12 protein-coding genes are annotated in these 15232 nt (G+C 61.0%); 11 read left to right on the top strand and 1 reads right to left on the bottom strand.

What is annotated here, in order from left to right; translation table 11 throughout:
- Positions 1 to 83 precede the first annotated feature (83 nt).
- From dnaK to AC5PZ0_RS25855, 7 genes are all read left to right on the top strand, one after another.
- A complete protein-coding gene (dnaK, locus tag AC5PZ0_RS25885) occupies positions 84 to 2009 on the top strand; it encodes a molecular chaperone DnaK (protein WP_099430482.1) in 1926 nt (641 codons plus the stop codon).
- A 197-nt stretch (positions 2010 to 2206) separates the two neighbouring features.
- Complete coding sequence (gene dnaJ / locus AC5PZ0_RS25880) at positions 2207 to 3337, top strand: molecular chaperone DnaJ (RefSeq protein WP_027595038.1); 1131 nt, start codon at positions 2207 to 2209, stop codon at positions 3335 to 3337.
- Positions 3338 to 3350: 13 nt separating this feature from the next.
- Complete coding sequence (gene dapB / locus AC5PZ0_RS25875) at positions 3351 to 4154, top strand: 4-hydroxy-tetrahydrodipicolinate reductase (RefSeq protein WP_099430481.1); 804 nt, start codon at positions 3351 to 3353, stop codon at positions 4152 to 4154.
- A gap of 323 nt (positions 4155 to 4477) precedes the next feature.
- Entirely contained in the window at positions 4478 to 5614 is a 1137-nt protein-coding gene (gene carA, locus AC5PZ0_RS25870; RefSeq protein ID WP_027595036.1) for a glutamine-hydrolyzing carbamoyl-phosphate synthase small subunit, read from the top strand.
- A gap of 106 nt (positions 5615 to 5720) precedes the next feature.
- Positions 5721 to 8942 carry a carbamoyl-phosphate synthase large subunit gene (gene carB / locus AC5PZ0_RS25865; RefSeq protein WP_493856014.1) on the top strand — a complete coding sequence of 1074 codons (3222 nt, stop codon included), beginning with the start codon at positions 5721 to 5723 and terminating at the stop codon, positions 8940 to 8942.
- Positions 8939 to 9421, top strand: coding sequence for a transcription elongation factor GreA (gene greA / locus AC5PZ0_RS25860; protein ID WP_008098898.1), 483 nt, complete (start codon positions 8939 to 8941; stop codon positions 9419 to 9421). The genes carB and greA overlap by 4 nt, the downstream gene beginning before the upstream one ends.
- Positions 9399 to 9848, top strand: coding sequence for an MFS transporter (locus AC5PZ0_RS25855; RefSeq protein WP_081717511.1), 450 nt, complete (start codon positions 9399 to 9401; stop codon positions 9846 to 9848). The genes greA and AC5PZ0_RS25855 overlap by 23 nt, the downstream gene beginning before the upstream one ends.
- Before the next feature lie 12 nt (positions 9849 to 9860).
- Here the strand turns inward: AC5PZ0_RS25855 and AC5PZ0_RS25850 are convergent, their stop codons facing one another.
- Positions 9861 to 10169 (bottom strand): YhbY family RNA-binding protein, encoded by a 309-nt coding sequence (locus AC5PZ0_RS25850; protein ID WP_027595032.1) that lies wholly within the window; start codon positions 10167 to 10169, stop codon positions 9861 to 9863.
- Between the two features lie 102 nt (positions 10170 to 10271).
- Here AC5PZ0_RS25850 and rlmE point away from each other — a divergent pair, with 102 nt between their 5' ends.
- From rlmE to glmM, 4 genes are all read left to right on the top strand, one after another.
- Entirely contained in the window at positions 10272 to 10898 is a 627-nt protein-coding gene (rlmE, locus tag AC5PZ0_RS25845; protein WP_027595031.1) for a 23S rRNA (uridine(2552)-2'-O)-methyltransferase RlmE, read from the top strand.
- 203 nt (positions 10899 to 11101) lie between these two features.
- Positions 11102 to 13006, top strand: a complete 1905-nt coding sequence (ftsH, locus tag AC5PZ0_RS25840) for an ATP-dependent zinc metalloprotease FtsH (RefSeq protein ID WP_027595030.1) — start codon at positions 11102 to 11104, stop codon at positions 13004 to 13006.
- Between the two features lie 8 nt (positions 13007 to 13014).
- Positions 13015 to 13866, top strand: coding sequence for a dihydropteroate synthase (folP, locus tag AC5PZ0_RS25835; RefSeq protein ID WP_027595029.1), 852 nt, complete (start codon positions 13015 to 13017; stop codon positions 13864 to 13866).
- Between the two features lie 16 nt (positions 13867 to 13882).
- The gene (gene glmM / locus AC5PZ0_RS25830) at positions 13883 to 15223 is read left to right on the top strand and encodes a phosphoglucosamine mutase (RefSeq protein ID WP_027595028.1); all 1341 of its coding nucleotides are present in this window, start codon (positions 13883 to 13885) and stop codon (positions 15221 to 15223) included.
- The last annotated feature ends 9 nt before the right edge of the window (positions 15224 to 15232 follow it).

Genomic DNA, 15232 nt, shown 5'->3' with positions numbered 1-15232 from the left:
CATCTAGGTGTCAAGCCTTCAAGTATTACCGCAGTTGGCCAAAGTAGTCGCTGCTACCAAATTCAAGTTTCGGGAGAGTTAACATGGGTAAAATCATCGGTATCGACCTGGGGACCACCAACTCGTGCGTCTCCATCCTGGAAAACGGTAACGTCAAAGTCATCGAAAACGCCGAGGGTGCGCGTACTACCCCTTCGATCGTGGCATACGCCAACGATGGCGAAATCCTGGTGGGTCAGTCGGCCAAGCGCCAGGCTGTGACCAACCCGCACAACACCCTGTTCGCAGTGAAGCGCCTGATTGGCCGCCGCTTCGAAGAGCAGGTCGTGCAAAAAGACATTCAGCTGGTTCCGTACAAGATCGCCAAGGCCGACAACGGTGACGCCTGGGTTGAAGTCAACGGCCAGAAAATGGCACCGCCGCAAATCAGCGCCGAAGTGCTGAAGAAAATGAAGAAGACCGCCGAAGACTACCTCGGCGAGCCTGTCACCGAAGCGGTCATCACCGTTCCGGCCTACTTCAACGACAGCCAGCGCCAGGCTACCAAAGACGCCGGCCGCATCGCCGGTCTGGACGTCAAGCGCATCATCAACGAGCCGACCGCTGCTGCACTGGCGTACGGCATGGACAAGGCCAAGGGCGACCACACTGTCATCGTTTATGACCTGGGTGGCGGTACCTTCGACGTTTCGGTCATCGAAATCGCCGAAGTCGACGGTGAGCACCAGTTCGAAGTACTGGCGACCAACGGTGACACCTTCCTGGGTGGCGAAGACTTCGACATGCTGCTGATCGACTACCTGGTCGAAGAGTTCAAGAAAGAGTCCGGCATGAACCTGAAGGGCGACCCTCTGGCCATGCAGCGTCTGAAAGAAGCCGCGGAAAAGGCCAAGATCGAGCTGTCTTCCGCTCAGTCGACCGACGTCAACCTGCCGTACATCACTGCAGACGCCACCGGTCCTAAGCACCTGAACGTGAAGATCTCCCGCGCCAAGCTGGAGTCGCTGGTAGAAGAGCTGGTGCAGCGCACCATCGAGCCTTGCCGCATCGCGCTGAAAGACGCCGGCATCGACGCCAGCAAGATCGACGACGTGATCCTGGTCGGCGGCCAGACCCGTATGCCGCTGGTACAGAAAACCGTTGCTGATTTCTTCGGCAAGGAAGCACGCAAGGACGTCAACCCGGACGAAGCCGTCGCCATGGGCGCCGCTATCCAGGGTGCCGTTCTGGCCGGTGACGTCAAAGACGTTCTGCTGCTGGACGTCAGCCCGCTGACCCTGGGTATCGAAACCATGGGTGGCGTGATGACCGCGCTGATCGAGAAAAACACCACCATCCCGACCAAGAAGTCGCAGGTGTTCTCGACTGCCGACGACAACCAGGGCGCAGTGACCATTCACGTGCTGCAGGGCGAGCGTAAGCAAGCTTCGCAGAACAAGTCGCTGGGCAAGTTCGACCTGGCTGACATCCCGCCAGCACCGCGTGGTGTTCCGCAGATCGAAGTGACCTTCGACATCGACGCCAACGGCATCCTGCACGTCGGCGCGAAAGACAAGGCCACCGGCAAGACCCAGTCGATCGTGATCAAGGCCAACTCCGGCCTGTCCGACGAAGAAATCGAGAAAATGGTGCGTGACGCCGAGGCCAACGCCGAGGAAGACCGCAAGTTCGAAGAGCTGGCCGGTGCCCGTAACCAGGGTGACGCGCTGGTTCACTCGACCCGCAAGATGGTCGCAGATGCAGGTGACAAGGTCACCGCTGAAGAAAAAACTGCCATCGAAGCTGCCGTCGTTGCCCTGGAAGCCGCTGTAAAAGGCGACGACAAGGCCGCGATCGACGCCAAGGTCGAAGAGCTGTCCAAGGTGTCGGCACCGGTTGCCCAGAAGATGTACGCCGAGCAGTCGGCCGAACAGCCTCAGGGCGGCGCGCAGCAAGCCGAGCCGGAAGCCAAGCACGATGACGTGGTTGACGCCGAGTTCGAAGAAGTAAAAGGCGACGACAAGAAGTAATCGTTGCATGTTGTCGGCCAGCTCACCGGCGGTTGTCGGTGAGCTGGTAGGATGTCGCCGCGCGGGGGCTTGCTCCCGCGTTGGCGTATCTGGAATTCGAGAATTTTTACAGCATCTGTCAGGGCCATTCGTGGTGTTTGGGCGGGTGCTGATGGCGCGGCGCAGATGCCGAACGCCCAACAAGGTGCAAATGACCTATGTCCAAGCGTGATTATTATGAGGTCCTGGGTGTCGAGCGCGGCGCCAGTGAAGCTGACCTGAAAAAGGCCTATCGCCGCCTGGCGATGAAGTTCCACCCGGACCGCAACCCAGGCGACAAAGAGTCGGAAGACAAGTTCAAGGAGGCCAACGAGGCCTACGAAGTGCTGTCTGACGCCAGCAAGCGCGCGGCGTTCGACCAGTACGGCCACGCCGGCGTCGACCCAAGCATGGGCGGCGGCGGTGCAGGCTTCGGCGGCGCCAACTTCTCTGACATCTTTGGTGATGTGTTCAGTGACTTCTTCGGTGGCGGCGGCGGCCGCGGCGGTGGTCGTGGTGGTGCCCAGCGTGGCAGCGACCTGCGCTACACCCTGGAGCTGAACCTGGAAGAAGCGGTGCGTGGCACCACGGTCAGTATCCGCGTGCCGACGCTGGTCAATTGCACGCCTTGCGACGGTTCTGGCGCGAAGAAGGGCTCGACCCCGTCGACCTGCCCGACGTGCGGCGGTATTGGCCAAGTGCGTATGCAGCAAGGCTTCTTCTCGGTGCAGCAGACCTGCCCGCGTTGCCATGGCCAGGGCAAGATCATTACCGACCCTTGCAATTCGTGCCATGGCGAAGGCCGTGTCGAGGAATACAAGACGCTGTCGGTCAAGGTGCCGGCAGGTGTCGACACCGGCGACCGCATTCGCCTGTCGGGCGAAGGCGAGGCCGGTACCCACGGTGGCCCGACCGGCGACCTGTACGTGGTGATCAATGTGCGTGAGCACGAGATCTTCCAGCGTGATGGCAAGCACCTGTACTGCGAAGTGCCGATCAGCTATACCGATGCAGCGCTGGGTGGCGAGCTGGAAGTGCCAACCCTCGATGGCCGCGTGAAGCTGAAGATTCCGGAAGGTACCCAGACCGGCAAGCAGTTCCGCTTGCGTGGCAAGGGTGTTGCGCCGGTGCGCGGTGGCGGTGCCGGTGACCTGCTGTGCCGTGTGGCGGTGGAAACCCCGGTCAACCTCAGCCGTCGTCAGCGCGAGCTGCTTGAAGAGCTGCGTGATTCGCTGGAAGGCGACAGCTCCCATTCGCCCAAGGCCAGTGGCTGGTTCGACGGTGTAAAGCGCTTCTTCGGCGATCTCTGATAAGGAAATAGCGATGCGACGTATTGCAGTGATGGGTGCAGCAGGGCGGATGGGCAAAACCCTCATCGAGGCCGTGCAGCAAACGCCAGGAGCCGGGTTGACGGCGGCGATCGATCGCCCTGACAGCTCGCTGGTCGGGGCTGATGCAGGTGAGCTGGCGGCCCTCGGTCGGATCGGCGTGCTGCTGTCCGATGACCTGGCCAAGGTTGCCGACGAATTCGATGTGCTGATCGACTTCACCCACCCTTCGGTAACCCTGAAGAATCTGGCCTTCTGCCGCAAGCACGGCAAGGCGATGATTATCGGCACCACCGGTTTCAGCGTCGAAGAGAAGCAATTGCTGGCTGACGCGGGCAAGGAAATCCCGATCGTGTTCGCCGCCAACTTCAGTGTGGGCGTCAACCTCAGCCTCAAGCTGCTGGACATGGCGGCGCGGGTGCTGGGTGATGATGTCGACATCGAGATCATCGAAGCGCACCACCGTCACAAGGTCGATGCGCCGTCGGGTACTGCGCTGCGCATGGGTGAAGTGGTTGCCAATGCGTTGGGCCGTAACCTGCAGGAAGTGGCGGTGTATGGCCGTGAAGGCCAGACCGGCGCGCGTGATCGCAAGACCATCGGCTTCGCCACCGTGCGTGCCGGTGATGTGGTGGGTGACCACACCGTGCTGTTCGCCGCTGAAGGCGAGCGCCTGGAGATCACCCACAAAGCGTCGAGCCGCATGACGTTCGCCAAGGGTGCGGTACGTGCCGCGCTTTGGCTGGACGGGCGCGAGCCAGGCCTGTACGACATGCAGGACGTGCTGGAGCTGCACTGACCCTTACTGTGTTGCTGATGGCTCAATCGCCGGCAAGCCGGCTCCCACAGGGGAGTGCAAGCCTTCGGGTTGGTGCTGACGGGTGGGAGCCGGCTTGCCGGCGATGGGGTGCAAGGCACCCCCTGTCGCAATCATGTGTTTTAGAGGCACATATACGGTAGACCCAAAAAGCACTTTTCTGTAAGCTACAGCTTTAGTGTGTCCACTAAAAGCGCGCAGCGAATTGAATTCAGCACATGAAAGCGGGGTGACGTGTCCATACGTCACTCCGCTTTTTTGCAACCTGCGATCGCCCTTTCATGCTTGATTTACGGGAGGTCTTCTTGACAAAGCCAGCCATACTCGCCCTTGCCGACGGCAGTATTTTTCGCGGTGAAGCCATCGGTGCCGACGGTCAGACCGTTGGTGAGGTGGTGTTCAACACCGCTATGACCGGCTACCAGGAAATCCTTACAGACCCTTCCTACGCCCAGCAAATCGTTACCCTGACCTATCCGCACATCGGCAACACCGGCACTACCCCGGAAGACGCCGAGTCGAACCGTGTCTGGTCTGCCGGCCTGGTCATCCGTGACCTGCCGCTGCTGGCCAGCAACTGGCGTAACACCCAGTCGCTGCCGGACTACCTCAAGGCCAACAACGTCGTCGCCATCGCTGGCATCGACACCCGTCGCCTGACCCGTATCCTGCGTGAAAAGGGCGCTCAGAACGGCTGCATCCTCGCCGGTGACAACATCAGCGAAGAAGCCGCCATCGCCGCCGCCCGCGGCTTCCCAGGCCTCAAGGGCATGGACTTGGCCAAGGTCGTCTCCACCAAAGAGCGCTACGAGTGGCGCTCCAGCGTGTGGGAACTGAAAACCGACAGCCACCCAACCATCGAAGCCTCCGAGCTGCCGTACCACGTGGTCGCCTTCGACTACGGCGTCAAGCTGAACATCCTGCGCATGCTGGTGGCCCGTGGCTGCCGCGTGACCGTGGTGCCTGCCCAGACCCCAGCCAGCGAAGTGCTCGCGCTCAACCCCGATGGCGTGTTCCTGTCCAACGGCCCTGGCGATCCGGAGCCTTGCGACTACGCGATCCAGGCAATCAAGGAAATCCTTGAAACCGAGATCCCGGTGTTCGGCATCTGCCTCGGCCACCAGCTGCTGGCCCTGGCCTCCGGCGCCAAGACCGTCAAGATGGGCCACGGCCACCACGGTGCCAACCACCCGGTCCAGGACCTGGACACCGGCGTGGTCATGATCACCAGCCAGAACCACGGTTTCGCCGTCGACGAAGCCACCCTGCCGGGCAACGTCCGCGCCATCCACAAGTCGCTGTTCGACGGTACCCTGCAGGGCATCGAGCGCACCGACAAGAGCGCGTTCAGCTTCCAGGGCCACCCTGAAGCGAGCCCAGGCCCGACTGACGTCGCGCCACTGTTCGATCGTTTCACCGATGCCATGGCCAAGCGCCGCTGAGCATCCTGCATCAAGGCCCCGGGCCGGCTTGCGCCGCGCCCGGAAGCGCCTGACCCAGATTGTTCAAGACGGCTTGCCGACTGACCCGCGGATTTGAGTGACAACCATGCCAAAACGTACAGACATCAAAAGCATCCTGATTCTCGGCGCTGGCCCGATCGTGATCGGCCAGGCCTGCGAATTCGACTACTCCGGCGCCCAGGCTTGCAAAGCCCTGCGCGAGGAAGGTTTCCGCGTCATCCTGGTGAACTCCAACCCGGCCACCATCATGACCGACCCGGACATGGCCGACGCCACCTACATCGAGCCGATCAAATGGCAGTCGGTGGCCAAGATCATCGAAAAAGAGCGCCCAGACGCGGTGCTGCCGACCATGGGTGGCCAGACCGCGCTGAACTGCGCCCTGGACCTGGAGCGCCATGGCGTTCTGGAAAAGTTCGGCGTAGAGATGATCGGTGCCAACGCCGACACCATCGACAAGGCAGAAGACCGCTCGCGCTTTGACAAGGCGATGAAGGACATCGGCCTGGAGTGCCCGCGCTCCGGTATCGCCCACAGCATGGAAGAGGCCAATGCGGTCCTCGAGAAGCTCGGCTTCCCGTGCATCATCCGCCCGTCGTTCACCATGGGCGGCACCGGTGGTGGTATCGCCTACAACCGTGAAGAATTCGAAGAAATCTGCGCCCGTGGTCTGGACCTGTCGCCGACCAAAGAGCTGCTGATCGACGAATCGCTGATCGGCTGGAAGGAATACGAGATGGAGGTGGTCCGTGACAAGAAGGACAACTGCATCATCGTCTGCTCGATCGAAAACTTCGACCCGATGGGCGTGCACACCGGTGACTCGATCACCGTTGCGCCAGCGCAGACCCTGACCGACAAGGAATACCAGATCATGCGCAACGCCTCGCTGGCGGTGCTGCGTGAAATCGGTGTCGAAACCGGCGGTTCCAACGTGCAGTTCGGTATCTGCCCAGACACCGGCCGCATGGTCGTGATCGAGATGAACCCGCGCGTATCGCGTTCGTCGGCCCTGGCTTCCAAGGCTACTGGCTTCCCGATCGCCAAGATCGCCGCCAAGCTGGCTGTCGGCTACACCCTCGACGAGCTGCAAAACGACATCACCGGCGGCCGCACCCCGGCGTCGTTCGAGCCGTCGATCGACTACGTCGTCACCAAGCTGCCACGCTTCGCCTTCGAGAAATTCCCGAAAGCCGACGCCCGCCTGACCACCCAGATGAAATCTGTGGGTGAAGTCATGGCCATCGGCCGTACCTTCCAGGAATCCCTGCAGAAAGCCCTGCGTGGCCTGGAAGTCGGTGCCTGCGGCCTGGACCCGAAAGTCGACCTGGCCAGCCCAGAAGCTGCCAGCATCCTCAAGCGCGAACTGACCGTGCCGGGTGCCGAGCGTATCTGGTACGTCGCTGACGCCATGCGTTCGGGCATGACCTGCGAAGAAATCTTTGCCCTGACCGGCATCGACATGTGGTTCCTGGTTCAGATGGAAGACCTGATCAAGGAAGAAGAGAAGGTCAAGACCCTGGCCCTGTCGGCCATCGACAAGAACCTGATGCTGCGCCTCAAGCGCAAAGGCTTCTCGGACCAGCGCCTGGCCGTACTGCTCGGTATCACCGACAAGAACCTGCGTCGCCACCGTCACAAGCTGGAAGTGTTCCCGGTCTACAAGCGCGTCGACACCTGCGCTGCCGAGTTCGCCACCGACACTGCCTACCTGTATTCGACCTACGAGGAAGAGTGCGAGGCCAGCCCGTCGACCCGCGACAAGATCATGATCTTGGGTGGCGGCCCTAACCGTATCGGCCAAGGCATCGAGTTCGACTACTGCTGCGTACACGCGGCACTGGCCCTGCGTGAAGACGGTTACGAGACCATCATGGTCAACTGCAACCCAGAAACCGTCTCCACCGACTACGACACTTCCGACCGCCTGTACTTCGAGCCGCTGACCCTGGAAGACGTGCTGGAAGTCTGCCGCGTCGAGAAGCCGAAAGGCGTCATCGTGCACTACGGCGGCCAAACCCCGCTGAAACTGGCCCGCGCCCTGGAAGAAGCCGGCGTACCGATCATCGGTACCAGCCCGGACGCCATCGACCGTGCCGAAGACCGTGAGCGTTTCCAGCAGATGGTTCAGCGCCTGAACCTGCTGCAGCCGCCAAACGCTACCGTGCGCAGCGAAGAAGAAGCGATCCGCGCTGCGGGCGGCATCGGTTACCCACTGGTCGTGCGCCCGTCGTACGTACTGGGTGGTCGCGCCATGGAAATCGTCTACGAACTGGACGAACTCAAGCGCTACCTGCGTGAAGCGGTACAAGTGTCCAACGACAGCCCGGTGCTGCTCGACCACTTCCTCAACTGCGCCATCGAGATGGACGTGGATGCGGTCTGCGACGGCACCGACGTGGTGATCGGCGCGATCATGCAGCACATTGAGCAGGCGGGTGTTCACTCCGGTGACTCGGCGTGCTCGCTGCCACCGTACTCGCTGCCGGCTCACGTGCAGGACGAAGTCCGCGAACAGGTCAAGAAAATGGCCCTGGAGCTGGGCGTGGTCGGCCTGATGAACGTGCAGCTGGCCCTGCAGGGCGACAAGATCTACGTGATCGAAGTCAACCCGCGCGCCTCGCGTACCGTACCTTTCGTCTCCAAGTGCATCGGCACATCGCTGGCGATGATCGCGGCCCGCGTCATGGCTGGCAAAACCCTGAAAGAGATCGGTTTCACCAAAGAAATCATCCCGAACTTCTACAGCGTCAAGGAAGCCGTCTTCCCGTTCGCCAAGTTCCCAGGGGTTGACCCGATCCTCGGCCCTGAGATGAAATCGACCGGTGAAGTCATGGGCGTCGGTGACAGCTTCGGTGAAGCCTTCGCCAAGGCCCAGATGGGTGCCAGCGAAGTGCTGCCGACCGGCGGTACTGCGTTCATCAGCGTGCGTGACGACGACAAGCCACAAGTGGCTGGCGTTGCCCGCGACCTGATCGCCCTGGGCTTCGAAGTGGTTGCCACTGCCGGCACCGCCAAGGTTATCGAGGCGGCTGGCCTGAAAGTGCGCCGTGTGAACAAAGTGACCGAAGGTCGCCCGCACGTGGTCGACATGATCAAGAACGACGAAGTGTCGCTGATCATCAACACCACCGAAGGCCGTCAGTCGATCGCTGATTCCTACTCGATTCGTCGCAATGCGCTGCAGCACAAGATTTACTGCACCACCACCATTGCGGCCGGTGAAGCCATCTGCGAAGCGTTGAAGTTTGGTCCTGAGAAGACCGTTCGTCGCTTGCAAGATCTGCATGCAGGACTTAAAGCATGAGCATTACCAAGTACCCGATGACCGTCCAGGGCGCTCGCGCCCTGGAAGAAGAGCACCTGTTCCTGAGCAAGACCGAGCGCCCGCGCCTGAGCCAGGCGATTGGTGAGGCGCGCGAGCTGGGCGATCTCAAGGAAAACGCCGAATACCATGCCGCCCGTGAGGAGCAGGGCATGGTCGAGGCGCGTATCCGCGACATCGAAGGCCGCCTGCAGAACTCGGTCGTGATCGACGTGACCACGATCCCTCACACCGGCAAGGTGATTTTCGGCACCACCGTGGTGCTGGCCAACACCGAAACCGATGATGAAGTGACCTACCAGATCGTCGGCGAGGATGAAGCCGACGTGAAACAGGGCAAGCTTTCGAGCGGCGCACCCATTGCTCGTGCCATCATCGGCAAGGAAGAAGGTGATACCGTCGTCGTCAAGACGCCAAGTGGCACGGTCGAGTACGAGATTGTCGAAGTCAAACACATCTGATCGGCGCCTGCGGGCGCCATCCCTTGAAGGGATCCTCTGGCAGCTGGCTCAGGTGTTCTGGGTCGGCGGCTTGTGGGTGTTTCATGTGGGGCTGGTGCCCGCGCTCAAGGTCACTGGCCTGGCGCCCCTGCTGGTGCAGGATGTCGCTGGGCAGATCGACCGCTGGTTGATTGGCGTGGCCTTGCTAGGCTTGTTGACCCAGCTGGCGGTATTGGCGAGGGTAGAGGGGCTGTCTGCCTGGTGGCGGCAGTTCCGTGGCCAGATGCTGTTGCTCGGCTTCGGTGCTTGCGTGGGTTATTACACCCTGCGCTACGGCATTTCAGTGGGCGAGCGCTGGCAGATGTTTTGTTTCCTGGTACTGGGCTTTTCCGGCATCGTGCTGGTGGCCCAACCCGTACCGGTCAGGGCGCGCCAGGCGCGCCACTGATCGGAGCCGCTATTATTTGAAGCGGTGGATGTTGGACAGCTGTTTGTTCGGCTGTGGGTTCTTCCGGTAGATCAGCGCTTTCTTGCCGATGGTCTGCACCAGTTCGGCGCGGCCAACCTTGCACAATTCGGCAATGGCGGCGGCACGTTCTTCACGATCTTCGGAGCGAATCTCGACTTTGATCAGTTCATGATCGGCGAGTGCGCGTTCCAGTTCGGCGGCAACGCCTTCGTTAACACCGTTGCCAGCAACGATCAGGACCGGCTTCAGGTCATGACCAATGGACTTGTATTGCTTCTTCTGCTCGTTATTGAGCGGCATAATCTGACCCTTTCCGTCTGATTCTGTAAAATTGACAGGCATTTTACCCGAGGGCCCCTGGCTCCGCCCAGTCAATCACGACGCATATCATCGAGGTGCCCCGTGGTACAACGTTCCAAAAGCAGCGCTAACTGGCTGCGAGAGCATTTTAACGACCCTTTTGTGAAGCAAGCGCAGAAGGATGGCTACCGCTCGCGTGCGAGCTACAAACTGCTTGAGATCCAGGAAAAGGACCGTTTGATCCGTCCTGGCATGAGTGTGATCGACCTCGGCGCAGCCCCGGGTGGCTGGTCGCAGGTGACCAGTCGTCTGATTGGTGGCCAAGGGCGCCTGATCGCCTCCGACATCCTGGAAATGGACTCGATCCCTGACGTTACCTTCATTCAAGGTGACTTCACCCAGGATGCAGTCCTGCAGCAGATTCTCGACGCAGTCGGTGATTCTCACGTAGACCTTGTGATTTCCGACATGGCCCCCAATATGAGTGGTACGCCTGAAGTGGATATGCCGCGCGCCATGTTCCTGTGCGAATTGGCACTGGACCTGGCAACCCGCGTGCTCAAGCCTGGTGGTGACTTCCTCATCAAGATTTTCCAGGGCGAAGGCTTCGACATGTACCTGAAGGACGTGCGCACCAAGTTCGACAAGGTACAGATGCGTAAGCCGTCGTCTTCGCGGGATCGTTCGCGTGAGCAGTACCTGCTGGGTAAAGGTTTCAAAGGCGTGTGAAAGGCGTGCCACGGGGTGGTCGATAGTTAATTCCAATCGGCCGCCCCGTCTGTATCGTCCGAACTTCGTGTAGTCTAGGTTTCACAAAGGGTTACAGACGGTGCCTGCGGATGCGTAGGTAATGTAGTAAGTTAGGGCGATGAATATCATGCGAGGCACGGCTGCGTCGTGCGCCGGCCTCAGAGGGTAGCGAATTGAACGACATGGCAAAGAATCTGATCCTGTGGTTGATCATCGCAGCTGTCCTGGTGACAGTGATGAACAACTTCTCCAGCCCTAACGAGCCGCAGACCCTCAACTACTCCGACTTCATCCAGCAGGTTAAAGACGGGAAAGTCGAGCGCGTGACCGTCGACGGCTACATCATTACCGGCAAGCGTGCCGACGGCGACAACTTCAAGACCGTGCGCCCGGCCATTACCGACAACGGCTTGATCGGCGACCTGGTCGACAACCACGTGGTCGTCGAAGGCAAGCAGCCTGAACAGCAGAGCATCTGGACGCAGTTGCTGGTTGCCAGCTTCCCGATCCTGGTGATCATTGCCGTATTCATGTTCTTCATGCGCCAGATGCAAGGTGGCGCGGGCGGCAAGGGCGGGCCGATGAGTTTCGGCAAGAGCAAGGCGCGCCTGCTGTCCGAAGACCAAGTCAAGACCACCCTGGCTGACGTCGCCGGTTGCGACGAAGCCAAGGAAGAAGTCGGCGAACTGGTCGAGTTCCTGCGCGACCCCGGCAAGTTCCAGCGCCTCGGCGGTCGTATTCCGCGCGGCGTGCTGATGGTTGGCCCACCCGGTACCGGTAAGACCCTGTTGGCCAAGGCCATTGCAGGTGAGGCGAAAGTGCCGTTCTTCACCATTTCCGGTTCGGACTTCGTCGAAATGTTCGTCGGTGTCGGTGCCAGCCGTGTGCGTGACATGTTCGAACAGGCCAAGAAGCACGCCCCGTGCATCATCTTCATCGACGAAATCGACGCCGTTGGTCGCCACCGTGGCGCCGGCATGGGCGGTGGTCACGATGAGCGTGAGCAAACCCTCAACCAGTTGCTGGTAGAGATGGACGGCTTCGAAATGAACGATGGCATCATCGTCATTGCCGCCACCAACCGTCCGGACGTGCTGGACCCTGCGCTGCTGCGTCCTGGTCGCTTCGACCGTCAGGTCGTTGTGGGCCTGCCAGACATCCGTGGCCGTGAGCAGATTCTTAAAGTCCACATGCGCAAGGTGCCGATTGGCGAGAACGTCAACCCGGCGGTCATTGCCCGTGGTACCCCAGGCTTCTCCGGTGCAGACCTGGCCAACCTGGTCAACGAAGCTTCGCTGTTTGCCGCGCGCTCCAACAAGCGCCTGGTCGAAATGAAAGAGTTCGAGCTGGCCAAAGACAAGATCATGATGGGCGCCGAGCGCAAGACCATGGTCATGTCCGAGAAAGAAAAACAGAACACCGCCTACCACGAAGCTGGTCACGCCATCGTCGGTCGTCTGGTGCCTGAGCATGACCCGGTCTACAAGGTGTCGATCATCCCCCGTGGTCGTGCCCTGGGTGTCACCATGTTCCTGCCTGAGGAAGACCGTTACAGCCTGTCCAAGCGCGCGCTGATCAGCCAGATCTGCTCGCTGTACGGCGGCCGTATCGCCGAAGAAATGACCCTGGGCTTCGATGGCGTCACCACCGGTGCCTCCAACGACATCATGCGCGCCAGCCAGATTGCCCGGAACATGGTCACCAAATGGGGCCTTTCCGAGAAACTCGGCCCGCTGATGTATGCCGAAGAAGAGGGCGAGGTGTTCCTCGGCCGTAGCGCCGGCAGCCAGCACGCCAGCGTCTCGGGTGAAACCGCCAAGCTGATCGACTCGGAAGTGCGCAGCATCATCGACCAGTGCTACGCCACGGCCAAGCAACTGCTCACCGACAACCGCGACAAGCTCGATGCCATGGCCGAAGCGCTGATGAAGTACGAGACCATCGACGCCGACCAGATCGACGACATCATGTCGGGTCGCACCCCTCGCGAACCGCGGGATTGGGATGGTGACTCGGCTTCGGGCAACCCTGCAGCTCAGGGTGACCGCCCGGAATCGCCAATCGGCGGCCCAGCGGCTCAACACTAAGGGCATCTATGAGTTCAGTGCAGTACCCAACCCGGTTGCCTTGCGGCAACCGGGTTCTTGATTTGTCGCGTACCCATGTCATGGGTATTCTCAATATCACCCCCGACTCATTCTCCGATGGCGGGCGCTTCAGCCAGCGCGATGCTGCGCTGCGTCATGCCGAAGCCATGGTTGCCGCGGGCGCCACGCTAATCGACATCGGTGGCGAATCGACGCGCCCTGGCGCGCGTGCGGTGTCCGTGATCGAAGAAATCGAACGCGTGGCACCGATGGTCGAGGCGATCAATAGTCGTCTGGACGTGGTCATTTCGGTCGATACCTCCACGCCTGCGGTCATTCGTGAATCCGCACGGCTGGGGGCTGGCCTGATCAACGACGTTCGTGCCCTGGAGCGCGATGGCGCCCTGGATGCGGCGGCGGACACCGGCCTGCCGGTGTGCCTGATGCATATGCGCGGTGAGCCGGGCAATATGCAGGACGACCCGCATTACGATGATGTGACGGCCGACGTAACGCGATATCTTGAACAGCGGATGGCCGCCTGTGCTGCGGCGGGCATCCCTGCAGACAAAATCATTCTTGACCCGGGCTTCGGTTTCGCCAAGACATTGGCGCATAACCTAAGCCTGTTCAAACACATGGAAGCGCTCTATCGCCTTGGGCGCCCACTGCTGGTGGGTGTTTCACGAAAGAGCATGATCGGCCTGACGCTGGATCGTCCGGTCGGCGAGCGTCTGTACGGCAGCCTGGCGCTGGCAGCGTTGGCCATGACCAAGGGCGCGAGCATCCTTCGCGTCCATGATGTGGCCGAAACTGTCGATGTAGTGCGCATGATCGCTGCGGTACAAAACGCCGAATAAGAACATTGGAGCCGCTATGAGCAGAAAATACTTTGGTACCGACGGCATTCGTGGCCGCGTCGGCGAATACCCGATCACGCCGGACTTCATGCTGAAACTCGGCTGGGCCGCCGGCATGGCCTTCCGCAAGCAGGGCCACTGCCGTGTGCTGGTGGGCAAGGACACGCGTATTTCCGGTTACATGTTCGAGTCCGCACTTGAGGCGGGGCTGTCTGCAGCCGGTGCCGACGTGATGCTGCTCGGGCCGATGCCGACGCCGGCCATCGCCTACCTCACGCGTACGTTCCACGCCGAAGCCGGTATCGTCATCAGTGCCTCGCACAACCCGCACGACGACAACGGCATCAAGTTCTTCTCCGGGCAAGGCACCAAGCTGCCTGACGAAGTCGAGTTGATGATCGAGGAATTGCTCGATCAGCCCATGACGGTGGTCGAGTCGAGCAAGCTGGGCAAGGTTTCGCGCATCAACGACGCCGCCGGCCGCTACATCGAGTTCTGCAAGAGCAGCGTGCCCTCCAGCACCAGCTTCGAAGGCCTCAAGCTGGTGGTCGATTGTGCCCATGGTGCCACCTACAAGGTCGCGCCGAGCGTGTTCCGCGAGCTGGGTGCTGACGTCACCATTCTGCATGCTCAGCCAGATGGCCTGAACATCAACGAAGGGTGCGGTTCGACCCATATCGAGTCGCTGCAGGCGGCCGTGCTGGTCGGTCATGCTGACCTGGGCATCGCCTTTGACGGCGACGGCGATCGGGTGCTGATGGTCGACCACACCGGTGCCATCATCGACGGTGACGAACTGCTGTTCATCATCGCCCGTGATCTGCACGACCGCGGCAAGCTGCAGGGCGGGGTAGTGGGTACGCTGATGAGCAACCTGGGCCTTGAGCTCGCGCTCAAGGACCTGGATATCCCGTTTGTGCGGGCCAAGGTCGGCGACCGTTACGTCATGGCCGAACTGCTCGAGCGCGAGTGGCTGATCGGTGGCGAAAACTCCGGGCATGTCGTGTGCTGCAATCACACCACCACCGGTGATGCGATCATTGCCGCGCTGCAGGTGCTGATGGCGCTCAAGCGTCGCGGCGAGACCCTGGCCCAGGCCCGTCAGGCCCTGCGCAAGTGCCCACAGGTGCTGATCAACGTGCGCTACGGGGCAAGCAAGGTCGACCCGCTGGAGCACCCTGCAGTCAAGGAAGCCAGTGCCAAGGTGACCGAGGCGATGGCCGGTCGCGGGCGTGTGTTGCTGCGCAAGTCCGGTACCGAGCCGTTGGTGCGCGTCATGGTCGAAGGCGATGACGAAAGTCAGGTTCGCGCCCATGCCGAAGCGCTGGCGAAACTGGTCGGCGAAGTTTGTGTCTGAAGGCGCTTG

It is taken from the genome of Pseudomonas sp. 5.2 (genome assembly GCF_059025405.1).
Note: the sequence above shows the minus strand (reverse complement) of the source record. Positions and strands in the feature narration are given on the sequence as shown.